A 24,965-nucleotide genomic window follows, 5' to 3' on the forward strand; every position below is an offset into this window, starting at 1 on the left:
TTTAATTTTTGGAGACCAATAATGAAACCAATTCTACCTGATTACAACAGCGCTGGTGTGCTAATCATCGGTGATGTCATGCTAGATCGTTACTGGTATGGCCCGACTGGACGTATCTCTCCTGAAGCGCCAGTACCTGTTGTGAAAGTAGAAAACAATGAAGAGCGTCCGGGTGGTGCTGCGAACGTGGCAATGAACATTGCTTCACTTGGCGGTCACGCTCACATTGTTGGTCTAACGGGTATGGATGAGCCAGCGAAAGTACTAACGGAAACGCTGAACTCGCTAAAAGTGAAATGCGACTTCGTGGCGCTGCCAGAGTACCCAACTATCACTAAGCTTCGCGTGATGAGCCGTGGTCAGCAATTGATTCGTCTGGATTTCGAAGACAAGTTCGAGAACACAGACGCAGAACCAGTGCTGTCTCGCATGGAAACCGCACTACCAAGTGTGAAAGCGGTGATCATGTCTGACTACGCGAAAGGTTCTCTAGAGCACGTTCAGGCATACATCCAAAAAGCGCGCGCAGCAAACATCCCTGTCTTCATTGACCCGAAAGGTGCGGACTTTGAACGCTACCGCGGCGCAACACTGCTTACTCCAAACATGAAAGAGTTTGAAGACGTAGTGGGCAAAGTGAAATCTGACCAAGAGCTAGTCGAGAAAGCGCTGGCTTTGGTTGAAGAGTTCGAATTTGAAGCGTTATTGGTAACACGCAGCGAAAACGGTATGACCTTGATTCGCCGTGGCCAAGAGCCGTTCCATTTGCCGACCCAAGCGAAAGAAGTGTACGACGTGACAGGTGCTGGCGACACGGTTATCTCTGTTCTTGCAGCATCTGTTGCTGCGGGCAAATCGTTTGAAGAAGCGTGTGCACTGGCAAACGCAGCCGCAGGTGTTGTAGTTGGTAAACTGGGTACATCAACGCTTTCTGAGATTGAGCTAGCAGAAGCGATTCACGGTAGCCAAGACACCGACTACGGTGTGATTTCAGAACAAGCACTGATTGAAGCAGTGAAGAAAGCACGTGCGAAAGGCGAGAAGGTTGTGATGACCAATGGTTGTTTCGACATTCTACACGCAGGCCATGTGTCTTACTTAAACCACGCTGCTGAGCTAGGCGATCGCCTAATCGTTGCAGTAAATACCGATGATTCCGTTAAGCGCCTAAAAGGCCCAGGTCGTCCAGTAAACCCAACCGATCGTCGTATGGCGGTATTGGCAGGTCTTGGCGCGGTAGATTGGGTAGTACCTTTCAGTGAAGACACTCCGCAACGTTTGATCTCTGAAGTGTTGCCAAGCTTGTTAGTAAAAGGTGGCGATTACAAACCAGAAGAGATCGCTGGTGGTAAAGAAGTGATTGCTGCTGGTGGTGAAGTTCGCGTACTGAACTTTGAAGACGGTTGTTCAACCAGCGAAATCATCAATGCTATCAAAGGTGGTAAAGGTTAATTCCTTCCTAACCAAGCTGATTACGACAAACTAATTATTAAAGGCCGCTTTCGAGCGGCCTTTGTTGTTTTTGGACGAGTGAATCTAACCACAAAGTCATTCCAGTCCTTCCCGTTTTCAAGGGGGAGTTAGAGGGGGGAATGGCTTGTCTAGCAGCAATAAAAACGCCAGCTGAAAAATCAGCTGGCGTTTTGCGTGTTACTTCGCTATCGATGTTTATTTTACTGGCTTAAGGCCTGCATCAACATCTAGGATATCTTGCTCGCTCAGTGTACCTACCGCTTGACGAAGCTGTAGGCCTGCAAGGATGTAGTTGTAACGTGCGTCTGATAGGTTCTTGTTCGCATCGTATAGACGACGAGTTGCGTCTAGTACGTCAACGATAGTACGAGTACCTACATCGAAACCAGCTTCTGTTGCTTCAAGTGCAGACTGTGCTGACACTACAGATTGCTCGTACGCTTTTAGTGCGCCGATAGAAGCGTTGATGTTGTTGTTCTGTGCACGCACTTCTTTCACAACACTACGGTATTCTGCTTCTAGATCTTCACTCGCAGATACGTAACCGAATTCCGCTTGTTTCACTTCAGACGTTGTACGACCACCAGTGTATAGAGGCACTGCTAGGTTAACACCAACATTGAAGCCATCCGTTGTGTTGTCCGCTGTGCTTTCTGCTGTGTCAGAGTAGTTGTAACCACCGTCAAGAGATAGCGTTGGTAGGTGACCAGAGCTTGCTAGCGAGATGTTGTCGCGAGCGATGTCTTGTGCGATACGCGCAGACAGTAGGCTCAGGTTAGTTGTCTTCGCTTCTTCAATCAGAGCTTCAGCAGGCTCAGAAGAGCGGCTTGCAGAGAAACGAGCAGTGTCTAGAACGTTGAGGTTCTTGTGCTCTTGGCCTGTGATTTCACGTAGTGATTCGTAGCTGTTGATCAGATCGTTTTCTGCCAATACTTCATCGGCTAGTACTGCATCGTACTGTGCTTGTGCATCGTGTACGTCAGTGATTGCCGATAGACCTACTTCAAAACGTTGCTTAGTTTGTTCTAGCTGACGACCAACGGCTGCTTTTTCTGCACGAACGAACACAAGGTTGTCTTGCGCACGCAGTACTTCAAAGTAAGCTTGAGAAACACGAAGGATCAAACCTTGTTGTGTCGCTGCGTACGTTGCGTCTGCACGACGAGCCGTTTTCTCAGCCGTGTCTAGCGTGATCCATGATGCACGGTTGTACAACTCTTGCGAGAAGCCAACACCTGCAGACAGAACGTTTTGGTCATTGCTTTGTTTTGAACGTAATTTGCTATCAAAATCAGTATCACCACGAGCGATGTCGTAACCCGCTGTTAGGTTGATTTGTGGTAGTAGGGCACTGCGGCTAGAGTTGATTGCTTCAAAAGCTTGATCACGCTGCGCTGCTACACTGAGCAATTGAGGGTCGTTTTGTTTTGCTAAGTCATAGATTTCAGCAAGAGAGTCTGCCCATGCAGATGTGCTCATACTGCCTAGCGCTGCACTGATAAATAGTGGAAGCAGTTTTTTCATTTTCCATTCCCGCGGTATATAGATTGGTTAATTCTCAGTAGTTTAACTCAATTTGGACGATATTTACTCGAAACTTTGCACTTTTTTACACGTAATTATCCACTTGTGCAATAAATAATTGGGAAACGCTTAAAATAATTTATAACTATTGTACAAAAAGTTGAGCCAAGTCCTTTGAGCAAGCGAATAACAATGAGTAAACTACAAGATTCACTCAGAGAGGTGTTGAATGCAACAGTGTGACAAGCAACAAAATGATTTTACTCCCCAAGATGTGGAAATAATCTCAAAAGAAACCGTGTTTAAAGGCTTCTTTAAAATGGTGAAATACCGTTTTAAGCATAGATTATTCGCAGGCGGATGGAGTGGGATTGTCGAACGAGAAATGTTCGAACGTGGTCATGCTGCTGCCATGCTCCCGTATGATCCTGTGACTGATCAGGTAGTGATCATTGAACAGATCCGCGTTGGCGCATTAGAACATTCGCATCCTTGGCAGCTAGAAATTGTCGCTGGCATGATTGATCGTGACGAGTCATCAGAAGAAGTGATTCGTCGAGAAGCGGAAGAAGAAGCGGGTATCCAAGTCGGACGTGTGGCTTCGGTTACCTCTTATTACCCTTCTTCTGGTGGCTGTTCTGAAAAGCTTGATGTGTTCATCGGTGAAGTCGATGCAACTAAAGCGCATGGCATTCATGGTTTAGACTATGAAAATGAAGATATTCGAGTTCATGTGATCAGCCGTGAAACTGCGTATCAATGGGTGAAGGATGGAAAATTCGAAAATGGTGCCTCAATCATTGCACTTCAATGGTTACAATTGAATCACCAAGAATTGACATCACAATGGGGACAAACCTCAAAGGTGGAGAAATAATGATGGCGCAAGTAGCTGAAAAACAGCGATACCATGTTGACTTAGCGGGTCTGATGAGAACTTATGAGACCAACTACGCCAAGCTGAACGCTTTGCTGCCTGTCTCTGCCGAAGTTGGTGATGTTCGTTGCTATCAAGCGGCGAACATGGTTTACCAACTGACCGTGAATGAAATCACAAAATACACCACAGTTGTTGAGATATGTCAGAGTGATGAAACACCAGTGTTTCCTTTACCTACGATGTCTGTCAGGCTTTATCACGATGCGAGAGTCGCCGAAGTATGCTCAAGCGGAGAGTTTTCTCGCATCAAAGCTAAATATGATTATCCCAACGACCAGTTGATGCAGAAAGATGAAAAGCATCAGCTTAATACGTTCCTTGGTGAATGGCTGACGTTCTGTTTACGAAGTGGCATTAGTAGAACGCCACTTGCCTTCAATTGATTGTCACGTCGCTAAGGGAAAATAACAAAAAACAATATAGTGGACGAATCAGGTTTTCATTTTGCAATCATCTAGTGACAGCATAAAGCTATTACAAATCACGGATACTCATCTGTTTGAAGCCGATGAGGGCAGCTTGCTGAGCGTAAGAACCGCCGACAGCTTTGCTGCTGTGATACAAGAGGTTCTTCATCGTCAGGTGCAGTTTGAATACGTTTTGGCAACTGGCGATATTTCACAGGACCACAGTGCAGAGTCTTATCAGCGTTTTGCTGAAGGCATCGCACCGCTGAAAAAAGATTGTTTCTGGCTCCCGGGTAACCACGACTACAAGCCAAACATGGGCAGTGTACTGCCATCTCCTCAAATTCAAGCCGTTGAGCATCTAATGCTTGGCGAGCATTGGCAGTTGATTCTATTGGATTCACAAGTGGTAGGCGTACCTCACGGACGCTTAAGTGATCAGCAATTGTCTCTGTTGGAAGAAAAGTTAGCGGAAAACCCGCAAAGACACACCTTGGTGCTTTTACACCACCACCCGCTTTTAGTTGGTAGTGCGTGGCTTGACCAACACACGCTCAAAGATGCGGAAGCATTCTGGCAAGTCGTGGACCGTTTTGAGAACGTAAAAGGCATTTTATGTGGTCATGTGCACCAAGACATGAATGTTCTTTATAATGGCATCCGTGTGATGGCAACGCCGTCAACTTGTGTGCAGTTCAAACCGAATTCCGATGACTTCGCCTTGGATACTGAATCTCCAGGTTGGCGAGAACTTGAGTTGCACAGTAATGGCGACATTACGACTGAGGTCAACCGTTTACCAGATGGCCAATTCCAGCCAGACTTTACCTCAAACGGATACTAATCATTATCACGCCCGAACCTTATGTTCGGGCTTACTTTTTTAACTTGAGGTGATCATGAGTAAACCTTCTTTGTTGCTTTATATCCATGGCTTTAACAGTTCGCCGCTTTCGATGAAGGCGAATTTAATGAAAGCGTTCTGTGAGCAGCAACGACCGGACATCAAGGTTATCGTGCCTCAATTGCCGTGTTTCCCTCAACTGGCTGCTCAATGCCTATTGGATATCGTTGAGCAATACAAAGACGACTACAACATTGGTTTAGTGGGGAGTTCTTTGGGGGGCTACATGTCGACTTGGCTTAATGCAAAGTTTGGCTTTCCTGCCGTCGTTGTTAACCCAGCAGTGAAGCCTTATGAATTGCTGGTGGATTACCTCGGTGAACAAACTAACCCATATACGCACGAAACCTATACACTTGAGGCCTGTCATATTGACGAGCTAAAAGCACTTGATGTACAAAGCATCGCGTCGCCTGAGAGCTTCTGGCTTTTACAGCAAACTGAAGACGAGGTTTTAGACTACCGCCAAGCCGTAGAAAAGTTCGCAAACGCGAAACAAACGGTAGAAGAAGGCGGTGATCACAGTTTTGTAGGCTTTGAGCGTTATCCTGCTCAAATCATTGAATTCCTAAAACTGTAATACTAACGAGACGATTGGAATAGGCTCATAGTTTTCATTGCTATATCCAACCGTTTCTTGACATAGTTGGCAGGCTTTCCGACTATGTTTTGCCAAAAAAGATCTTAAGGGTATGAAGCCCTGACTACTTTGTTATGCGTGACCTTATCTTTGATAAGCATGCAGACGAAGTAGCTTTTTCGTTTCTCGAGTATGGCTCGCACAATTGCGAGGCTCGGGTTACAAGTAAACTTTGAGAACAATTCCGTATTATGACTGAACAATATAATGCTGGTGCCATTGAAGTACTGAATGGCTTAGAGCCAGTACGTCGCCGACCAGGGATGTATACGGATACAGCGCGCCCAAACCACTTGGGCCAAGAAGTTATCGATAACAGTGTCGATGAAGCGCTAGCCGGACATGCCTCAAAAGTACAAGTCATCCTACATGCTGACCAATCACTAGAAGTGATCGATGATGGTCGAGGCATGCCTGTTGATATCCACCCAGAAGAAAAGGTATCAGGTGTTGAACTGATCCTATGTAAGCTTCACGCAGGTGGTAAATTCTCTAATAAGAACTACCAATTCTCTGGTGGTTTGCACGGTGTAGGTATCTCTGTTGTAAACGCGCTGTCTAAGCGTGTTGAAGTGACCGTTCGTCGTGATGGTCAAGTGTATGAGATTGCTTTTGAACACGGTGATAAAGTTTCTGACCTAACGGTTGTAGGCACATGTGGTCGTCGTAACCGTGGTACCAGTGTGCACTTCTGGCCAGATGCTAAGTACTTTGATTCTGCAAACTTCTCAGTAACTCGTCTGGTGAATAACCTACGAGCGAAAGCAGTTCTTTGTCCTGGTCTAGAAATTACTTTCACAGATAAAGTAAACAACAAAGACTACAAATGGTTCTATGAAGATGGTTTGAAAGACTATCTAGCGGAAGGTGTAAAAGGTTATACCGTTCTGCCAGAAGAACCATTTACTGGTGAATTCTCAGCGGAAACCGAAGCGGCAAACTGGGCGGTGATCTGGCAGCCAGAAGGCGGTGAGATGATCACGGAAAGTTACGTGAACCTTATCCCAACCGCACAAGGCGGTACTCACGTTAATGGTCTGCGCCAAGGTTTGCTTGATGCAATGCGTGAGTTCTGTGAATTCCGCAACTTGCTGCCTCGTGGCGTGAAGCTAACCGGTGATGACGTATTTGACCGTTGTTCATACGTGCTATCGGTTAAGATTCAAGATCCTCAGTTTGCGGGTCAGACCAAAGAGCGCCTCTCTTCTCGTCAAACCGCTGCGTTTGTATCAGGTGTTGTGAAAGACTCATTCAGCCTTTGGTTGAACGAAAAACCGCAACTTGCAGAGCAACTTGCCGAAGTCTGTATCGCGAACGCCCATCGCCGTATGCGTGCGAGCAAAAAGGTTGTGCGTAAGAAAGTGGCCTCAGGCCCAGCACTGCCGGGTAAGCTGACAGACTGTTCTGTGCAAGACCTTAACCGCACCGAAATCTTCTTCGTGGAGGGTGACTCGGCGGGTGGTTCAGCTAAACAAGCACGTGATCGTGAGTTCCAAGCGGTCATGCCACTGCGCGGTAAGATCCTAAACACGTGGGAAGTCTCTGCAGACCAAGTTTTGGCTTCTCAAGAAGTGCACGATATCTCAGTTGCTTTGGGTATCGACCCAGACAGTGACAACCTAGACAGCCTTCGTTACGGTAAAATCTGTATCCTTGCCGATGCGGACTCGGATGGTCTGCACATCGCAACGCTATTGTGTGCACTGTTCACACGTCACTTCCGTGCGCTGGTTGAAGCTGGTCATATCTACGTGGCGATGCCGCCTCTGTACCGTATCGACTGTGGTAAAGAAGTATTCTATGCCCTAGACGATGACGAAAAAGATGGCGTATTAGAGCGCTTGTCGAAGAAGAAAGCCAAAATCAACGTGCAACGATTCAAAGGTCTGGGTGAGATGAACCCACTTCAGTTGCGTGAAACAACCATGGATCCAAATACGCGTCGTCTGGTTCAGTTAACCATTGATGACTCAGCGGCGACCATGGAAATGATGGATATGCTGCTTGGTAAGAAACGAGCAGATGACCGTCGTTCTTGGCTACAAAGCAACGGCGATATGGCAGAGGTTTAACGGATGTCTACAGAAATTACTTATGATGGCGTTGAACAGTTGCCAATGCGCAAGTTCACTGAAGACGCTTATCTGAACTACTCGATGTACGTAATCATGGACCGCGCATTGCCATACATTGGCGATGGTTTGAAGCCGGTTCAACGACGCATCATTTACGCAATGTCGGAGCTTGGTCTTTCGGCATCAGCAAAATACAAAAAATCAGCACGTACCGTTGGTGACGTACTGGGTAAATACCACCCGCATGGTGACTCTGCGTGTTACGAAGCGATGGTACTCATGGCTCAACCATTCTCTTACCGTTACCCATTGGTAGATGGTCAAGGTAACTGGGGTGCGCCAGATGATCCGAAATCATTCGCGGCAATGCGTTATACCGAAGCGAAACTGTCTAAGTTTGCTGAAGTACTGCTAGGCGAGCTGGGTCAAGGCACGGTTGAATGGCAACCTAACTTTGATGGCACGATGAAAGAGCCACAAATGTTGCCAGCACGTCTGCCTCATATCCTGCTAAACGGTGTTACTGGTATCGCGGTTGGTATGGCGACGGACATTCCACCTCACAACGTTCGTGAAGTGGCGGATGCGACCATCCACTTAATCGACAACCCGAAAGCAGAACTGCCCGATGTGATGCAGTTTGTGAAAGGCCCAGATTACCCAACAGAAGCTGAAATTACTTCACCACAAGCGGATATCGAGAAGATTTACCGTAACGGTCGAGGTAGCATCAAGATGCGTGCGGTATGGCACAAAGAAGGTTCTGACATCGTCATTACTTCTCTGCCACACCAAGTATCGGGTGCGAAGTTACTAGAACAAATCGCGAACCAAATGCGCGCGAAGAAACTACCAATGGTAGACGACCTTCGTGACGAATCGGATCACGAAAACCCAACACGTATCGTAGTGGTGCCTAAGTCAAACCGCGTTGACTGTGACTTGTTGATGAATCACTTGTTCGCTTCAACCGATCTTGAGCGTAGCTACCGTGTTAACTTGAACATGATTGGTTTGGATAACCGTCCTCAAGTTAAAGGTCTGGTACAAATTCTGTCTGAGTGGATTGAATTCCGTCGTACTACTGTACGCCGTCGTCTACAACACCGCCTAGACAAAGTAATGGCTCGTCTACACATCTTGGAAGGTTTGTTAGTTGCTTACCTAAACCTAGATGAAGTGATTGAGATCATTCGTACTGAAGACGATCCAAAAGCAGTGCTGATGGAGCGTTTTGGTATTACCGATATCCAAGCGGATGCAATTCTAGATACCAAACTTCGTCATCTAGCAAAACTAGAAGAGATGAAGATTCGTGGTGAACAAGACGAGCTAGAAAAAGAGCGTGAGAAGCTAGAGCAGCTATTAGGTTCTGAGCGTCGTCTAAACACACTACTTAAGAAAGAAATCAAAGCCGATGCAGAGAAATACGGCGATGACCGTCGTTCTCCATTGGTTGAGCGTGCAGAAGCAAAAGCGCTAACAGAACGTGACCTAGTACCAAGTGAGCCAATCACAGTGGTACTTTCAGAGAAAGGCTGGATTCGTCACGCGAAAGGTCACGATGTAGACGCAGAAGGCTTAAGCTATAAATCTGGTGATAACTACCTAGCGCATGCGCGTGGTAAGAGTAACCAGCAAGCGGTGTTCTTCGGTAGCGACGGTCGAAGCTACTCATTAGAGTCGCATTCATTGCCATCCGCTCGAAGCCAAGGCGAACCGATTACAGGTCGCTTGAATATCACAGCGGGTAGCAGCATTCGCCAAGTGATCATGGGTGAAGATGAGCAACTATGGCTAGTTGGCTCTGACGCGGGTTACGGCTTTGTATGTAAAGGCTCTGAGCTACTGTCTAAGAACCGAAGCGGTAAAGCCTTGGTGACGCTACCGGCCAACTCTGAGGTGATGACACCGAAGACAATTGCTGATTTGGATTCGGATGAAATTCTCGCAATTACCAACCAAGGCCGCATGTTGCTGTTCCCAATTAAAGACCTGCCGCAATTGGCGAAAGGTAAGGGTAACAAGATTATCAACATTCCTGCCGCGAAAGCGAAAGAGCGTGAAGAGGTTCTGTCTCACTTGATGGCTCTACCACAAGGCGCTTCTCTAACGCTTTATGCGGGCAAGCGTAAGCTAGGTTTGAAACCTGCTGATCTTGAGAACTTCCGCGGTGAACGTGGACGTCGAGGTAGCTTACTACCACGCGGCCTACAGCGCGTAACGCGAATTGAAATCGAGATGGGCGGAAGCTCCGAAGTTTCAGAAGAACCAAGCGACACCGAATAACGCACAAACAAAAATCCCAGCCAATGGCTGGGATTTTTTTATGCTTCTTGTTTGTCTTCGGCGATGGTGACTTTTAAATTCATTTCTTTACCCTTGCGGATAATTCCAACATCGACGGAGGTGCCCGGACGTAGGTCAGTGACTATGTCCATCACGCTTTGGCGTCCTTGAACTTTAGTGCCGTTAATACTGATGATGATGTCTTGTTTCTCAAAACCAGCCGCACTTGCGGGACCATTTGGGTCAATACCAAGAACCACAATACCACCAATGTGCTCGTTACCTAACAAGCGAGCAGTTACCGCATTAATATCTTGTCCATCAATACCGATATAACCGCGGATCACGCGGCCATCAGCGATGATCTTCTGCATGATTTTGTTTGCTAGCGGTGCTGGAATTGCAAATGAGATACCGTAGGTCTCAAGGTCTGTCGCCTGTTGGAATGACGCGGTATTGATACCGACCAGTTCACCTTGAGTATTCACCAATGCGCCACCGGAGTTGCCTTCATTGATAGCGGCATCGGTTTGGATAAAGGCTTGGCGACCATCACTGATGGACGAGCGGCCTGTCGCAGAGATAATGCCGAAGGTAGTCGTCTGGCCTAAGTTGTATGGGTTACCAATGGCAAGCACCACATCTCCCACTTGAGGTTTGTAGTCAGCATTTAGTGGGATAACAGGCAGGTTAGAGCCTTCAACACGTAAGATCGCAATGTCTGTACGCTTGTCTGTACCTACCAATTGAGCAGCAGCAACACGGCCATCTTGCAAGGCAACGACGATTTGGTCAGCTTGGGCGACTACGTGATAGTTGGTAATGATGTAACCTTTTTCGCTCACGATAACCCCAGAACCTAGTCCTTGAGTCGATAGCTTGCTGCGATCATTTTCCACATATTTGCGGCTGTAGATATTCACCACCGCAGGTGCTGCCTTTCTTACCGCTTGGTTAAAAGACACTTCTAGCGATGCGATATTGCTCGGTTGCGGGTCAACAAGGGCGGTTGGGATAACATTGCTGCGCAAAGATGGAACGGCGAGTAATACGATAACGGCAGTTGCTAAGCCTAAAAAGACAGAACGTAACAAAAAGCTAAGCATAACCTCTCCATGATTGAGCGCCCAATTGGCATAGAAAACTGAAGGATAGCATTACATTGAAAAATAACAAAAGGGCAAGACGCGATCGTCTTGCCCTTTTAAAAAACCATGACATAAGAAGGAAAGTATTCGAGCTCTATCACTGATAAATATGTTGCTAGCGCTCGTTTGCTTTCAGCTATGTGATTGTTGATTGATGTCTATTAACGGATAACTAAGTAAACCGTCCGATCACCACGTTGAACGTTTATCGCGAGCACACCTTTGTGTTTTTCAACAATCGCGCGCAGTTCTGCTAAATTCTTCACACGCTTACGGTTAACACCAATAATGATATCATCTTGCTCAAGTTGGTATTGTGCCGCTGGAGAGTTTTCAGCCACACTGGTCACCTTAACACCTTGGATTTTATCGCTTGGTGTCGTGTTGCTGAGTTCTGCACCTTTAAGGCCTTCGTGAAGCGTTTCCGCTTTCGCTTTCACATTGGTCGATTCACCTAACGTCACATCGAAGGATTTCTTCTTACCATCACGAATCACACCCAATGTGATCTCTTTGCCCGCACCGAGCGTTGCGACTTTTGCGCGTAACTCGGAGAAAGTATCAATCGACTTACCGTTTACGGAAGTAATCACATCACCAGCTTTCAGGCCTGCTTTATCTGCAGCGCTATCAGGCACTACTTGGCTAACAAACGCACCTTTACTCGATTCATAACCTAATGCTTCTGCCAGCTCTGAAGTGACTTCACCACCTTGTACGCCCAGCATGCCGCGTTTCACTTCGCCAAACTCTAGAATTTGGTCTGTTAAGTTTTTCATCATGTTAGATGGAATCGCAAAACCGATACCAACATTACCGCCATTCGGACCAAGAATCGCTGTATTGATACCGATAAGTTCACCATTGAGATTAACTAAAGCACCGCCCGAGTTACCGCTGTTGATGGCCGCATCTGTTTGGATGAAGTTCTCGAAGTTCTCCACATTCAAGCCGCTTCGACCCAGTGCCGAGACGATACCCGAAGTGACGGTTTGACCAAGGCCAAACGGGTTACCAATCGCAACCGTGAAATCACCAACGCGTAGCTTGTCTGAATCGGCGACTTTAATCTGAGTCAGATCTTTTGCTTTTTCCAGTTTGAGTAGAGCAATGTCTGACATTTCATCTCCACCCACTAATTCTGCATCGTACTCTCGACCATCGTACAAACGGACACGGATGTCATCAGCGCCTTTAATTACATGGTAGTTTGTGACGATTTGCCCTTTGTCGGCGTTAATAATAACGCCAGAGCCTAAGCCTCGGAATGGACGTTCGCGAGTTTGCTCTGTTGGAAACTCAGGCCCAAAGAAGAACTGAAACTGCTCTGGGATACGGCTGGTTTGAACTTGTTTACCTTCAACCGCAATACTCACAACCGCAGGGGTCACTTTTTCGAGCATCGGGGCAAGGCTAGGTAACTGCTCCCCATCCACACTTAACGGCAGTGCCGCAGTCGCAGTAATTGGGGTGATGATTGAACCCAAGCTTAAAGATAGAACGGTTAGCGCAAGCAATGGTTTTTTCATCCAATAACTCCTCTTGAAACAGGTCTGTCAAAAAGAAATATCCGAACCGTTAGTTCTATACGGTTATTTAGTTATATAGGGATTAATTCGGATAATCAAAAGGTGGCGACAGCACACAGGTTGTTAGAGATGAGTTGCTTAAGAAAAGTTCAAAAAGGGTCAATACAAATTGATAAGAAATGTGTATGTATTGACCCAGTTAGGTAGGAAAGGGGGGGATTATGACGCTTTAGCAGTGACAGCTTCTGGTGCGTCGATGATTTCTTTTTCCTGATCCTTTAAAAGACCTGTTGCGCCGTTGGCGTAGTCTTTTGGTTGTTCGTTGACGTTAGATTGGTCTTCTTCAATCTGTTCAGTCGACATAGCAGTCTTCTTATCGAACGGATTGTCTTGCTCAGGCAGGTTAGGCAGAAGTTCTGAAGACGTCTTCGCCATGTGTTGGTACAGCTTGGTGTAGTCTTTACCTAAGGTATCCAACATTTCTGCAGTTTGTGCAAAGTGATCGACGAGCTCTTGACGTTGTTGCTCTAGCTCAAACTTGGCTGCTTCCAGCTCTTTTTGCACAGACTTTTGTTTTTTGTATTCGGGGGTGGTTAGTCTACTAATGACTACGCCTACGATTGTACCGACCAGCAAACCCACAATGGCATAAATCCAAGGCATAACTGCTCCTTATAGTTGTTTTAACAAGTCTTTTACTACTTAGTTACACGCGGTGCTAGTCCATGTTACTATGGCTTGAACAGCCGATAAAGAAAAATAGCGGTAAGTCTTCGGGGACTGATATCCACATCTCTCTATTCTCAAAGCTGACCCCGAGGTGACAATTTTTTCTGTACCTCTGATACGACTCAATGCCATGACACCATTACAACGATACCAACAAGACATAGCAGAGCATGGATTCCAGCGTGACGAAGCACAACATAATGCTGTCGTTGCTTTAGACAACCTTTACCATGCGATTGCAGAATTCCAGTCTGCGCCTATTCCTCAGCTTAGCACTTGGCAGAAATTACTGGGTAAAAAGCCTGAAATGCCAGAACCACCAAAAGGCCTGTACTTTTGGGGAGGAGTAGGGCGGGGCAAAACTTACCTCATGGATGCGTTTTTTGACGCCTTGCCGACAGAAAGAAAGATGCGCGTGCATTTTCACCGTTTTATGTATCGTGTGCATGATGAGCTCAAGCGTTTAGGTGAAGTGGAAAACCCGTTGTCAAAAGTGGCCGATTTATTCAAGAAAGAAGCGGATGTGGTCTGTTTTGATGAATTCTTCGTTTCCGATATCACAGATGCGATGATCTTAGCGACCTTGTTGCAAGAGATGTTTAAGCGACAAATGATTTTGGTCGCGACGTCGAACATTGAACCAGAAAACTTGTATCGTAATGGCTTACAACGGGCGCGCTTTTTACCAGCGATAGACATGATCATTCAGCGCTGTGATGTGCTTAATGTCGACAGTGGCGTGGATTACCGCCTAAGAACGCTGCAACAAGCCGAAATCTATCATTATCCGTTGGACGAGCAGGCGTCTATCAATCTTAATACGTATTACCAACAGTTGATTGGTGAAAGAAAAGTTGCAACACACAGCATTGAAATCAACCATCGAGAAGTGGCGGTAATAGAGGCCAGTGATGGCGTGCTACATGCTTCTTTTGAACAACTGTGTCAAACTCCACGCAGTCAAAACGATTATATTGAATTATCGCGCATCTACCATACAGTCTTGCTAGCAGACGTGAAGCAAATGGATAGCAAGATAGATGATGCAGCGAGACGCTTTATTGCATTGGTCGATGAATTCTATGAACGTAACGTTAAGTTGATTATTTCTGCTGAAGTTGCAATGGAGTTCCTTTATACACAAGGACAGTTAGAGTTCGAATTTAAACGTTGCTTGTCTCGACTGACAGAAATGCAGAGTCACGAATACCTTGCTAGAGAGCATCTGGCGTAAAAAACAGCAACTCATCTTAAAAAAGTGAAGAAAAAATTAGTGATTTGGCGCAAAAAAAGGTGATTTTTTCTTCGCTCTTCTCTATAATCCTGCGACCCACCGTTACTGCAGACCTGAATATCGAAGTTATTTCGGCATAGAAGGTCGAGAGTACCAACGACTCGAAGGGGTGATGACTGGGCTCTTAGACAGTGTGGGAACACAATACTGTGTTCCTTTAAAGTTTAAAATTTAATTAACGGGTTATTATTAGCATGAAAACTTTCGTTGCTAAACCAGAAACTGTAAAACGCGACTGGTATGTTGTAGACGCAGAGGGTAAAACTCTTGGCCGTCTAGCAAGTGAAATTGCATCTCGCCTACGTGGCAAACATAAAGCTGAATACACTCCTCACGTTGACACTGGTGATTACATCATCGTTATCAACGCTGAGAAAGTTGCTGTAACTGGCAACAAAGCTAAAGGCAAAGTGTACTACCGTCACTCTGAATTCCCAGGTGGTCTAAAATCTATCACTTTTGAAAAGTTGATCGATCGTAAACCTGAGATGGTTCTTGAGCTAGCAGTTAAAGGCATGCTTCCACGTGGTCCTCTAGGCCGTGCTATGTACCGTAAGCTTAAAGTTTACGCGGGCGCTGAGCACAACCATGTTGCTCAACAACCACAAGTACTAGACATCTAATTGGGGATTTCGAAAATGGCAGAGAATCAATACTACGGCACTGGCCGTCGCAAAAGCTCAGCTGCGCGTGTTTTCATCAAACCAGGCAGCGGCAACATCGTAATCAACAAGCGTAGCCTTGATGAGTACTTCGGTCGTCCAACTTCTCGCATGGTTGTTAAACAACCTCTTGAGCTAGTTGAACTAACTGAGAAGCTAGACCTATACGTTACTGTTAAAGGTGGCGGTATTTCTGGTCAAGCTGGTGCTATCCGTCACGGTATCACTCGCGCTCTTATGGAGTACGATGAGTCTCTACGTCCTACTCTACGTGCAGCTGGTTACGTTACTCGTGACGCTCGTTGCGTTGAACGTAAGAAAGTTGGTCTACGTAAAGCACGTCGTCGTCCACAGTTCTCTAAGCGTTAATTTCCTCTTATCGGAAATTTATGCTGTTCCAGAGTTACTTTGGAAACTGTGCATCAAAGCTCGGCTATATGCCGAGCTTTTTGTTTTTCTAAAGCTTGAAAAGTCCGTTTTTCCTTTCGCATTTGTTTTCACATTCTTGCTTAATATCCTCGCAACATTTGATCGTTTTATCTGCAAGTTTTCTGGTTTTCTTCGTGCTACAAAACTGAGATAACAAAAGTGGAGGACTCCTTCACATTCTTGAAAGATCTTTCTATCTAATTGGCTGAAAACAGCCGGAATACAAGGCTTTTTATCTCGTTTCTAGCCATTCTTCGTTTCGCTTTCTTGTTACAAATCACATCTATTTTTTATAATTTTGCCGCTTTTGTGACGGCGTGAGCGATTTGCCTCACAATTGTTACAAAAAGGTAGCTTTATCTTGTCAAAAAGTAGGGTTTTCTTTATCATTTCCCCCCAATAAATAGAACTAAATTCATTATTTGTTAGCCATGCTCTTATAAGCGGAATAATAACGATCCAAAGGGAGCAAATGGGAGAATGTTTGGATGAGCAACGCGCCTTTAAATAACGGTCGCAGGCGTTTTCTAACCGCTACAACGGCAGTTGTTGGTGGATTAGGGGCAGCTGCCGTCGCCGTGCCTTTTATCAAATCATGGAATCCGAGCGCCAAAGCAAAAGCTGCGGGTGCACCGGTGGAAGTGGATATCAGTAAAATCGAAGCCGGTCAGATGGTTCGTGTTGAGTGGCAAGGTAAGCCTGTATGGGTTGTACGTCGTACTCAAGAAGTGGTGGATAACCTAAAGAACATCGACGGACAGCTTCGTGACCCACAATCAGAAATGGAACAACAGCCAGTTTATGCTCAGAATGCGCATCGTTCGATCAAGCCTGAGTATTTCGTGGCAGTTGGCTTCTGTACTCACTTAGGTTGTTCACCGACCTATCTACCTGACACGTTCTCAGAGCAAGTCCAAGGCGTTAAGTCTGGCTTCTTCTGTCCATGTCATGGTTCTAAATTCGATATGGCTGGTCGAGTGTTCCAAGGTGTTCCTGCACCTCTGAACCTTGTGGTTCCTAAGCACATGTATTTGAGTGATACGAAGCTCATGATCGGTGTTGATGAGGGAGACGCATAATGCAAGCACTACTAGACTGGGTTGAAAAACGAATTCCCGCGATGAATGCTTATAAAAAGCATTTGTCTGAATACCCAATGCCTAAGAACTTCAACTTTTGGTACCTTTTCGGTTCTCTGGCAATGTTGGTACTGGTTAACCAAATCCTTACGGGTATCTGGTTAACAATGAACTACGTTCCATCTGGTGATGGTGCGTTTGCTTCTATCGAATACATCATGCGTGACGTTGATTACGGCTGGTTGTTGCGTTACATGCACTCAACTGGCGCATCAGCGTTTTTCGTTGTTGTTTACCTGCACATGTTCCGTGGTCTGATTTACGGTTCATACCAAAAGCCTCGTGAGCTACTTTGGATCTTCGGTATGTTGATCTTCTTGGTTCTAATGGCAGAAGCCTTCATGGGTTACCTATTACCATGGGGTCAGATGTCATACTGGGGTGCTCAGGTAATCATTTCTCTGTTTGGTGCGATTCCTGTCATCGGTGACGACTTAACACTTTGGATCCGTGGTGACTACATCATCTCTGGTGCAACGCTGAACCGTTTCTTCGCACTACACGTTATTGCACTACCTATTGTTCTGCTTCTTCTTGTTGTTTTGCACGTATTGGCACTGCACGAAGTTGGCTCTAACAACCCGGATGGTATCGAGACTAAGCTGCCAAAAGGTTCAATGGGCGACGATTACGAAACGCAATTCAAGTTCCACGATTACTACACGAAGAAATACGACATCATCGATTCGATTCCTTTCCACCCGTACGGTACGGTTAAGGACTTGGTTGGTGTCGCTGGTTTCTTGTTCTTCTTCTGTTACGTGCTGTTCTTCAACCCCGAGATGGGGGGGTACTTCCTTGAGCCGCCTAACTTTGAAGCTGCAAACCCACTGAAGACACCTGAGCACATCGCTCCTGTATGGTACTTCACTCCGTTCTACGCAATCTTGCGTGCGGTTCCTGACAAACTATTGGGTGTAATCCTAATGGGTGCGTCAATTGCAGTACTGTTTGTTCTACCTTGGTTGGACCGTTGTAAAGTGCGTTCATACCGTTACCGTAGCAAACTGCACCTGTTGAATATTGTTCAGTTCACTATCGCCTTTATCGCTCTGGGTATTTTGGGTGCACTGCCGGCAACGCCGCTGTACACAATTCTGTCTCAGATCTTTAGCTTGTGTTACTTCATGTTCTTTGTACTGCTGTTCTTCTACAGCAAAAATGAAGCAACCAAACCATTACCAGAGAGGGTGACATTCAAATGAAGAAGTGGATTGTAATTCTATTTGCTATGTTGCCATCTCTCGCGATGGCAGCGGGTGCCAACGTACCGCTAGACAAGGCGAACGTGGACCTATCGGATAAAGCTTCGCTGCAAAACGGCGCTAAGCTATTCATGAACTACTGTTTTGCTTGTCACTCAACGCAATACCAGCGTTACGAGCGAGTAGCAACAGACTTGGATATTCCTGCTGACCTAATGAAGGAAAACCTGATTTTTGATCCTGAAGCGAAAATCGGTGACCTAATGGTTAATGCGATGCCTGCGAAGCAAGCGGGTGACTGGTTTGGTGCGCCGCCACCGGATCTAACGCTTGTTGCTCGAGTTCGTGGTGCAGACTGGCTGTACACTTACCTGCGCTCTTTCTATGTTGACCCATCTCGTCCATTCGGCGTGAACAACATTGTTTTCCCAAGCGTTGGTATGCCGCACGTTCTTGAAGAACTTCAAGGCATCCCGACGCCAGTTTACGGCACAAAAGTTGTGGACGGTGAAGAAGTACAAGTGGTTGTTGGTACTGAAACTAACGGAACGGGTGAGCTAAGCTCTGGCGAGTATGATAAAGCAGTTGGCGACCTAGTGAACTTCCTAGTTTACTCTGGTGACCCAGTTCAGCTAGAGCGTCATGCGCTTGGTTGGTGGGTAATGGGCTTCCTAGTTCTACTAACAATTGTTGTCGTGATGCTCAAGAAAGAGTATTGGCGTGATGTGCATTAATTGTGCTATCATACCGTGCTAATTCCCAATTTTAATTGACGAATAATGGAGGCTTAGCCTCCATTATTTTTATTTGTAAGTGTGCTGGAGGGCTCCATGGCTGTAGCTGCCAATAAACGTTCTGTGATGACTCTTTTCTCAAGTGCATCAGATTTGTATAGCCATCAGGTTCGCATCGTATTAGCTGAAAAAGGCGTAAGTGTTGAAGTTGAGCTTGTTGATGAAGCTAACCTTCCTGCTGAGCTTGTGGAACTGAACCCATACAAGTCAGTACCAACTCTTGTGGACCGTGAGTTAGCTCTTTACGATTCAAAAATCATCATGGAGTACTTGGACGAGCGTTTCCCTCATCCACCTCTAATGCCTGTTTACCCAGTTGCTCGTGGTAACAGCCGTCTGATGATGTACCGTATTGAACGCAACTGGTACTCACTAGCTGAAAAGGTTGTTAAAGGTAACGCGGAAGAATCAGAAAAAGCACGTACTAAACTACGTAACGATCTTCTGACTCTTGCCCCAATCTTTGCAGAATACGAATACTTCATGAGTGAAGAGTTCAGCCTAATCGATTGTTACCTAGCTCCACTATTGTGGCGTCTACCTCAACTAGGTATCGACCTTGTAGGCCCAGGTTCTAAAGAGATCAAAGTTTACATGAACCGCGTATTTGAACGTGATTCATTCCTTGCTTCTCTAACTGAAGCTGAACGTGAAATGCGTCTAGTTCGCTAAGCGATTTAGATAACACGTTATGGATATTGCAAAAATGACTGCTCGCCGTCCGTACATGCTTCGCGCATTCTACGAGTGGCTAGTAGACAATGACTTAACTCCACACTTGGTGGTTGATGCAACCATGCCAGGTGTGCGTGTACCAGTTGAGTTTGTTCAAGACGGTCAAATCATCTTGAACATTGCTCCACGTGCTGTTGGTCAACTTGAGTTGGGTAATGATGCGATTACCTTCCACGCTCGTTTTAGTGGTCGTCCGCATTCGGTTATCGTGCCTGTTTACGCTGTACAAGCGATTTACGCACGTGAGAATGGTGCTGGCACCATGTTTGAACCAGAAGAAGCATACACCCATATTGAAGAGGAAGGGATTGTCGAAGAAGAGCAGTCTCCAACCTTCACCACGGTGAATGATGAACCTGAAATCGTGGACTCTGAGTCTGAAGAGGAAGAAACACCTCGCCCGAAAGGCAGACCAAGCTTACGAGTTATCAAATAAAAAAAGCAGCGTCGATACGCTGCTTTTTTCTTATCTAATTCAGCCTTTTGATAACAGGCTTCGTCACTTATCCAAGCTCGTTTACCGGCGTCTCTTTTTCTGTCTCTTCTGGGACTGTATTTGCTGCTTCTGGCTCTTCAACTTCTAGTGGCTTTTCATCACCGTACTGGAAGCCTTTGATTACCTGTTTTACGCCTGAGATATTGCGTGCAATCTCTGTTGCTCTCTCACTTTGTTCTGGCGTTACATAACCAAATAAGAATACATCACTGTCTTCAGTAATAACTTTCACTTTCACACCATTAAGCTCGCTGTCGGTAAGCAGCGCTGATTTCACTTTAGTCGTGATCCAGCTGTCGTTACTGATTTGTGTCACGCTCAAAGGCTCTTTTTGCTTAATTTGGTTATGGATGTTCTTCACACCATTTACTTCACGAGCTTTGCTTTCAAACTCGTTGATGAGTTCTTGAGTTGGGGCTTGGCCCATTAGCACGACAGTGCCGTTGTATGAACTCGCAACGACGCGCGCTTTGCCTTTGAAAGGGGCTTTATTGCCAATTGCAGCGACTTCGAATTCGATGTTGTTGTCTTGCCAAATTTCTTTGGTCGTGCGTGTATCTGTAACGAGATTGGCAGTGGTCGCTGCCCCTGCAATAAACAAACCTGCACAGCCGCTCATGCTCAGCGCTGCACACAAAATGACAAGACTACGTATCATAATTCTAAACTCTCAATTCGGTTATTCTTCGTGAGCTGGGAAAAGTACTTGGTCGATTAGATCACACAGACAATGAAGTGTCACCATGTGCACTTCATGAATGCGCGCTGTACGATGTGATGGGATGCGGATTTCAACATCATTCTCACCAAGCAGGCCTGCCATTTCACCACCGTCTTTGCCCGTTAGGGCGATGATGGTCATATCGCGTGTTACAGCTGCTTCCATCGCTTTAAGAACGTTTTTGCTGTTACCACTGGTCGAAATGGCCAACAAAATGTCGCCAGGCTGACCAAAGGCGCGTACTTGCTTAGAGAAGATCTCTTGGTAGTGGTAATCGTTAGCTACAGCAGTCAATGTTGTGTTATCTGCTGTTAAGGCCATTGCTGGAAGGCTAGGGCGCTCAGTTTCGAATCGGTTCAAAAGGCAAGAGACAAACTGTTGCGAGTTCGATGCACTGCCACCGTTGCCACAGCATAGGATTTTGTTGCCATTAAGTAGGCTCGACACCATAGCTTGAGCGGCGTGAGTAATGGCATCTGGCAACGCTTCTGCTGCCGCAATTTGAATTTGAATACTTTCTGTAAAACTGTCTTTAATGCTGTCTAGCATCGTTTATCCTTCAGAGATTGCATTTTGTATCCAGTTAATGTCTCGACCATTGTCGTGAATGGCGACCACATCAAACCGATAATCGATATTGTACGCCGAGCGTTTTTGCTGGCTTAGCCAAATTTGGGCTGTTTTGACTAGTTTACGCATTTTTGCGCGGGTGACCATTTCTGCTGCTGAGCCAAAGCTATCATTCTTACGATATTTGACCTCAACAAAGACGATAGTTTCACCTTGTTGGAAGATTAAATCAATTTCACCGACTTTAGTCAGAAAATTTTGATCTAAAAAGCGCAAACCCTGGCGCTGCAAATACTGCTTCGCCAGGGTTTCATATTGGTTGCCGATTTGTCTCTTACTAAAGAGCCCCACGCTCAGCCCAGTCTAGCTCACGTTCTACAACACAGTTGTTGTCGATGCTAAGCACGCCCGTCTGACCGCTTACCGAGTAACCCGGCAGAAGCTTCATTTGTGGTAATTCACCAATCAGTTTGTACGCGTCCATACCCAGCGCTTCCAAGCGTTTTTCCATGTTAGATTGATCTGCCCATAGCTCATTCATTTCTGCTTCGATGGTTGGATCTGGATTGATCAGCATTGGAATGTCACTGTAAGCCACGCCTGATAGATCTTCGTATGTCGCACCACCGCTGTTACTGCGTGAGTTTGAGAACAACTTAGGTGGTTTAGCGTCTGGGTTAATCGCCACTTCAATAAATGGCTTAATAAGCGTAAGTTCAGAGCTGCGAGCAACAATGTACACCGCGTCCACATCACGACGGCTGCGTGGTGGGCTCTCTAAAGAAATACGCATCAGAGACTGCATTTGTGCGATACGTTGTTGGCTCTCTTGTAGGCCAAATACGCTGTTAATGTTCTTCTGAAGCTGACGCTTGTCGCCAAAGTAGCTCGAAGCCACTTTGTTTGAGCTGTACTTGCGCCATTCTTCATTAAACGCTTCAACCACACGCTGACCGTAAGCGCCATTTGGTGCCAAGATCATTGGGAATTGGTAGCCTTGATTGAACAAGTATTTTGCTGCTTGCGCCACTTCTTGTTCAGGAGACAGTGCTAGGTAACACATGTCTGTACCTGGTTGAACGTCTTCAGGAATGTTCAATGCTAGAGCTGGGATCTTCACGCCAGTTTCTGAGCCATCCAAGGTCGCTTGTAGCTTCTCAACGTTTTCTTTTTGCAGAGGACCAACAACAAAGTCGATGTTCTCGTTGATTAGACGCTGTTTGATTTGATCCGCTGAATAAGCGTGAGTATCGATCACAGTTAGCGTCGCGCTTGGATCGCGCATATCATCGTTCATCATCGCAAAGATGAAACCATCACGAATCAGCTGTGCTTGCGGAGCAAACTTGCCTGTAAGAGGCAGCAGTAGAGCTGTGTTGTTTGGCTTAACGATTTCTAAAGACAGAATGTTTTGAATTTCAACTGGTGTGTAAACCGCTGCTGGGTGAGATGGGTTTTCACTTAGCCAACGTTCAAGCGTGTTCTTTAGTTGTGGAATGTTGCTTGACAGGGTCTTTGAGTAGATTGCTAGTTGCAACCAGCCATCAAGTACATCTTCGTTAGGAGCCGTTTGCAGTGCCGTTAGTTCACTTTCTGAATAGCTGGCAAAGTTCATCCAAATACGGCTAGAGATCTCACGTTGTTCTGCTGATGAAGCATATTGACCCTGTGCAACCAACTGGCGGTTTGCTTCGAACGGTTGGTTCATGCTTTGGTAAGCATCTGCACGCAGTTCGTAGTAGTCTTTCCACTGTTCGCTTGGCAGTTTCCAGTTAGGTTGGAAGTTCAGCGTTTGCAGCAATTGTGGGTAATTGCCTTTCTTTTGCTGTATGGTCGCACGGGCTAATTGCCACTCTGCTTGTTGAACTTCGGTCAATTGCTGACGAGAAAGACGCTTGATCAGCAACTCCGCTTGATCCAATTCGTTCGCTTGAATTGCCGCTTTGGTTGCCATGATCAACCAGTCGTTTTGTAAGCTACCTTCGGTGCTATCCGCTTGAATCATGTAGTTCTGAACAGACTGTGTCGGCTCAAGTGTAATATCAACGCTATCTGGTTGGCGCGGGCCTGAAGAACAGGCGGCGAGCGTAATTGCCAGTGCAACAGGAGTAAGTAAGCGTGGTACACTGAGTCTCTTATGGTTCATCATTGCCGTGAGTTCTCTATAATTTTGTACAAAATTGTCTCTATATTAATCGTTGAAGTGATGGTAAACAAATGACAGATAAAAATAAGTTGCCGAATGAGGGGCCAACTCTCTACATCGTACCGACTCCAATCGGAAATTTAGCGGATATCACACAACGTGCTATCGAAGTTCTGTCGAATGTGGACATCATTGCCGCTGAGGATACTCGACATACGGGCAAATTACTGTCTCACTTCAATATCCAAACCAAAACTTTCGCGTTGCACGATCATAACGAGCAGCAAAAAGCGCAAGTATTGGTTGAAAAGCTATTATCAGGTCAATCTATCGCATTGGTGTCTGACGCTGGTACGCCGCTAATAAGCGATCCAGGATACCATTTGGTGACAAAATGTCGTCAAGCGGGCGTTAGAGTTGTGCCTCTTCCTGGTGCGTGTGCGGTCATCACTGCGTTAAGTGCGTCGGGCTTGCCTTCTGATCGCTTTAGTTTCGAAGGCTTTCTACCACCGAAAAGCAAAGGCCGTAAAGACAAGTTCTTGGAAATTGCGTCAGTGGAACGCACTTGTATCTTCTATGAATCGCCGCATCGCATTTTAGACTCTCTACAAGATATGTTAGACGTTCTTGGTCCAGAACGAGAAGTTGTCTTGGCGCGAGAGTTAACTAAAACCTTTGAAACCATTCAAGGAATGCCACTAGGTGAGCTGATTGAGTGGGTAAAAAGCGATGATAACCAACAGCGCGGTGAGATGGTTCTGCTTATTCACGGCCACCGTGACTCCACAGAAGATACTCTGCCAGACGAAGCAACTCGCACACTGGGTATTTTGACTAAAGAGCTTCCATTGAAGAAAGCCGCGGCACTTGCTGCAGAAATCTACAGCCTAAAGAAAAATGCACTGTATAAGTGGGGCTTGGAGAATCTGGGCTAAGCATAAAGAACGCTGACGCTTCGCTTCGAGAGGCGGGATTCGAGAAGTGAGCTTTGGCCGTCTAGTGCAAGAGCCGTTAGTTTTCAGAGATATTTAGATAAGATTGAGAAGGGAGTTGTTAACGCGACTCCTTTTTTATGAGTGCTGGTACTTTTAGAATGCTTCGCTTCGAGAGGCGGGA

At 46.1% G+C, this 24,965-nt stretch carries 24 protein-coding genes; 16 read left to right on the plus strand and 8 right to left on the minus strand.

Features of this window, described 5'->3' with window-relative positions; translation table 11 throughout:
* The first annotated feature begins 21 nt into the window (after positions 1 to 21).
* Positions 22 to 1,452, plus strand: a complete 1,431-nt coding sequence (gene hldE / locus KIT90_RS07170) for a bifunctional D-glycero-beta-D-manno-heptose-7-phosphate kinase/D-glycero-beta-D-manno-heptose 1-phosphate adenylyltransferase HldE (protein ID WP_005436078.1) — start codon at positions 22 to 24, stop codon at positions 1,450 to 1,452.
* A 216-nt stretch (positions 1,453 to 1,668) separates the two neighbouring features.
* On the opposite strand, the gene tolC is transcribed toward hldE, so the two are convergent.
* Entirely contained in the window at positions 1,669 to 2,997 is a 1,329-nt protein-coding gene (tolC, locus tag KIT90_RS07175; protein ID WP_054823010.1) for an outer membrane channel protein TolC, read from the minus strand.
* A 229-nt stretch (positions 2,998 to 3,226) separates the two neighbouring features.
* On the opposite strand from tolC, the gene nudF reads away from it, so the two are divergent.
* The 6 genes from nudF (at position 3,227) to parC (ending at position 10,252) form a co-directional block, all read left to right on the plus strand.
* Entirely contained in the window at positions 3,227 to 3,874 is a 648-nt protein-coding gene (gene nudF, locus KIT90_RS07180) for an ADP-ribose diphosphatase (RefSeq protein WP_005436080.1), read from the plus strand.
* Positions 3,875 to 3,876: 2 nt separating this feature from the next.
* Positions 3,877 to 4,320 (plus strand): DUF1249 family protein, encoded by a 444-nt coding sequence (locus KIT90_RS07185; protein WP_009707750.1) that lies wholly within the window; start codon positions 3,877 to 3,879, stop codon positions 4,318 to 4,320.
* Between the two features lie 61 nt (positions 4,321 to 4,381).
* The gene (gene cpdA / locus KIT90_RS07190) at positions 4,382 to 5,188 is read left to right on the plus strand and encodes a 3',5'-cyclic-AMP phosphodiesterase (protein WP_038893952.1); all 807 of its coding nucleotides are present in this window, start codon (positions 4,382 to 4,384) and stop codon (positions 5,186 to 5,188) included.
* 55 nt (positions 5,189 to 5,243) lie between these two features.
* On the plus strand, positions 5,244 to 5,828 hold the full coding sequence (gene yqiA, locus KIT90_RS07195) for an esterase YqiA (protein ID WP_033005255.1): 585 nt from the start codon (positions 5,244 to 5,246) through the stop codon (positions 5,826 to 5,828).
* Between the two features lie 251 nt (positions 5,829 to 6,079).
* Entirely contained in the window at positions 6,080 to 7,960 is a 1,881-nt protein-coding gene (gene parE / locus KIT90_RS07200) for a DNA topoisomerase IV subunit B (protein WP_005436086.1), read from the plus strand.
* 3 nt (positions 7,961 to 7,963) lie between these two features.
* Positions 7,964 to 10,252 carry a DNA topoisomerase IV subunit A gene (parC, locus tag KIT90_RS07205; protein WP_285376026.1) on the plus strand — a complete coding sequence of 763 codons (2,289 nt, stop codon included), beginning with the start codon at positions 7,964 to 7,966 and terminating at the stop codon, positions 10,250 to 10,252.
* 38 nt (positions 10,253 to 10,290) lie between these two features.
* On the opposite strand, the gene degS is transcribed toward parC, so the two are convergent.
* From degS to zapG, 3 genes are all read right to left on the minus strand, one after another.
* Positions 10,291 to 11,358, minus strand: a complete 1,068-nt coding sequence (gene degS / locus KIT90_RS07210) for an outer membrane-stress sensor serine endopeptidase DegS (protein ID WP_005436089.1) — start codon at positions 11,356 to 11,358, stop codon at positions 10,291 to 10,293.
* Between the two features lie 203 nt (positions 11,359 to 11,561).
* Positions 11,562 to 12,929 carry a Do family serine endopeptidase gene (locus KIT90_RS07215; RefSeq protein WP_009707746.1) on the minus strand — a complete coding sequence of 456 codons (1,368 nt, stop codon included), beginning with the start codon at positions 12,927 to 12,929 and terminating at the stop codon, positions 11,562 to 11,564.
* Between the two features lie 219 nt (positions 12,930 to 13,148).
* Positions 13,149 to 13,592: a Z-ring associated protein ZapG gene (gene zapG, locus KIT90_RS07220; protein ID WP_005436091.1), complete on the minus strand. Its 444-nt coding sequence runs from the start codon at positions 13,590 to 13,592 to the stop codon at positions 13,149 to 13,151.
* A 196-nt stretch (positions 13,593 to 13,788) separates the two neighbouring features.
* Here zapG and zapE point away from each other — a divergent pair, with 196 nt between their 5' ends.
* From zapE to sspB, 8 genes are all read left to right on the plus strand, one after another.
* Positions 13,789 to 14,892 (plus strand): cell division protein ZapE, encoded by a 1,104-nt coding sequence (zapE, locus tag KIT90_RS07225; protein WP_285376029.1) that lies wholly within the window; start codon positions 13,789 to 13,791, stop codon positions 14,890 to 14,892.
* A 254-nt stretch (positions 14,893 to 15,146) separates the two neighbouring features.
* Positions 15,147 to 15,575 (plus strand): 50S ribosomal protein L13, encoded by a 429-nt coding sequence (gene rplM, locus KIT90_RS07230; RefSeq protein ID WP_005436093.1) that lies wholly within the window; start codon positions 15,147 to 15,149, stop codon positions 15,573 to 15,575.
* 15 nt (positions 15,576 to 15,590) lie between these two features.
* Positions 15,591 to 15,983, plus strand: a complete 393-nt coding sequence (gene rpsI, locus KIT90_RS07235) for a 30S ribosomal protein S9 (protein ID WP_005436094.1) — start codon at positions 15,591 to 15,593, stop codon at positions 15,981 to 15,983.
* A gap of 548 nt (positions 15,984 to 16,531) precedes the next feature.
* Positions 16,532 to 17,122, plus strand: coding sequence for a ubiquinol-cytochrome c reductase iron-sulfur subunit (gene petA, locus KIT90_RS07240; RefSeq protein ID WP_005436095.1), 591 nt, complete (start codon positions 16,532 to 16,534; stop codon positions 17,120 to 17,122).
* Positions 17,122 to 18,387, plus strand: a complete 1,266-nt coding sequence (locus KIT90_RS07245; RefSeq protein WP_005436097.1) for a cytochrome bc complex cytochrome b subunit — start codon at positions 17,122 to 17,124, stop codon at positions 18,385 to 18,387. Before petA ends, KIT90_RS07245 begins: the two co-directional genes overlap by 1 nt.
* Positions 18,384 to 19,121: a cytochrome c1 gene (locus KIT90_RS07250; RefSeq protein ID WP_005436103.1), complete on the plus strand. Its 738-nt coding sequence runs from the start codon at positions 18,384 to 18,386 to the stop codon at positions 19,119 to 19,121. Before KIT90_RS07245 ends, KIT90_RS07250 begins: the two co-directional genes overlap by 4 nt.
* 96 nt (positions 19,122 to 19,217) lie before the next feature.
* Complete coding sequence (sspA, locus tag KIT90_RS07255) at positions 19,218 to 19,853, plus strand: stringent starvation protein SspA (protein WP_005436105.1); 636 nt, start codon at positions 19,218 to 19,220, stop codon at positions 19,851 to 19,853.
* Between the two features lie 19 nt (positions 19,854 to 19,872).
* A complete protein-coding gene (sspB, locus tag KIT90_RS07260; protein ID WP_005436108.1) occupies positions 19,873 to 20,352 on the plus strand; it encodes a ClpXP protease specificity-enhancing factor in 480 nt (159 codons plus the stop codon).
* A gap of 67 nt (positions 20,353 to 20,419) precedes the next feature.
* Here sspB and KIT90_RS07265 read toward each other — a convergent pair whose 3' ends face one another.
* From KIT90_RS07265 to KIT90_RS07280, 4 genes are read right to left on the minus strand one after another with little or no spacing between them, the layout of a single operon-like run.
* Positions 20,420 to 21,070, minus strand: coding sequence for a BON domain-containing protein (locus KIT90_RS07265; RefSeq protein WP_285376033.1), 651 nt, complete (start codon positions 21,068 to 21,070; stop codon positions 20,420 to 20,422).
* Between the two features lie 21 nt (positions 21,071 to 21,091).
* Positions 21,092 to 21,682, minus strand: a complete 591-nt coding sequence (locus tag KIT90_RS07270; RefSeq protein ID WP_005436112.1) for a phosphoheptose isomerase — start codon at positions 21,680 to 21,682, stop codon at positions 21,092 to 21,094.
* A 3-nt stretch (positions 21,683 to 21,685) separates the two neighbouring features.
* Positions 21,686 to 22,054: a YraN family protein gene (locus KIT90_RS07275; RefSeq protein WP_038893956.1), complete on the minus strand. Its 369-nt coding sequence runs from the start codon at positions 22,052 to 22,054 to the stop codon at positions 21,686 to 21,688.
* Entirely contained in the window at positions 22,041 to 23,852 is a 1,812-nt protein-coding gene (locus tag KIT90_RS07280) for a penicillin-binding protein activator (RefSeq protein ID WP_045416378.1), read from the minus strand. Before KIT90_RS07280 ends, KIT90_RS07275 begins: the two co-directional genes overlap by 14 nt.
* A gap of 68 nt (positions 23,853 to 23,920) precedes the next feature.
* Between KIT90_RS07280 and rsmI the strand changes: the two genes are divergently transcribed.
* Complete coding sequence (gene rsmI / locus KIT90_RS07285) at positions 23,921 to 24,784, plus strand: 16S rRNA (cytidine(1402)-2'-O)-methyltransferase (protein WP_005428578.1); 864 nt, start codon at positions 23,921 to 23,923, stop codon at positions 24,782 to 24,784.
* Positions 24,785 to 24,965: the final 181 nt, after the last annotated feature.

It is taken from the genome of Vibrio sp. B172a (genome assembly GCF_030248355.1).
In the GTDB taxonomy this organism is placed as follows: Bacteria; Pseudomonadota; Gammaproteobacteria; order Enterobacterales; family Vibrionaceae; genus Vibrio; species Vibrio owensii.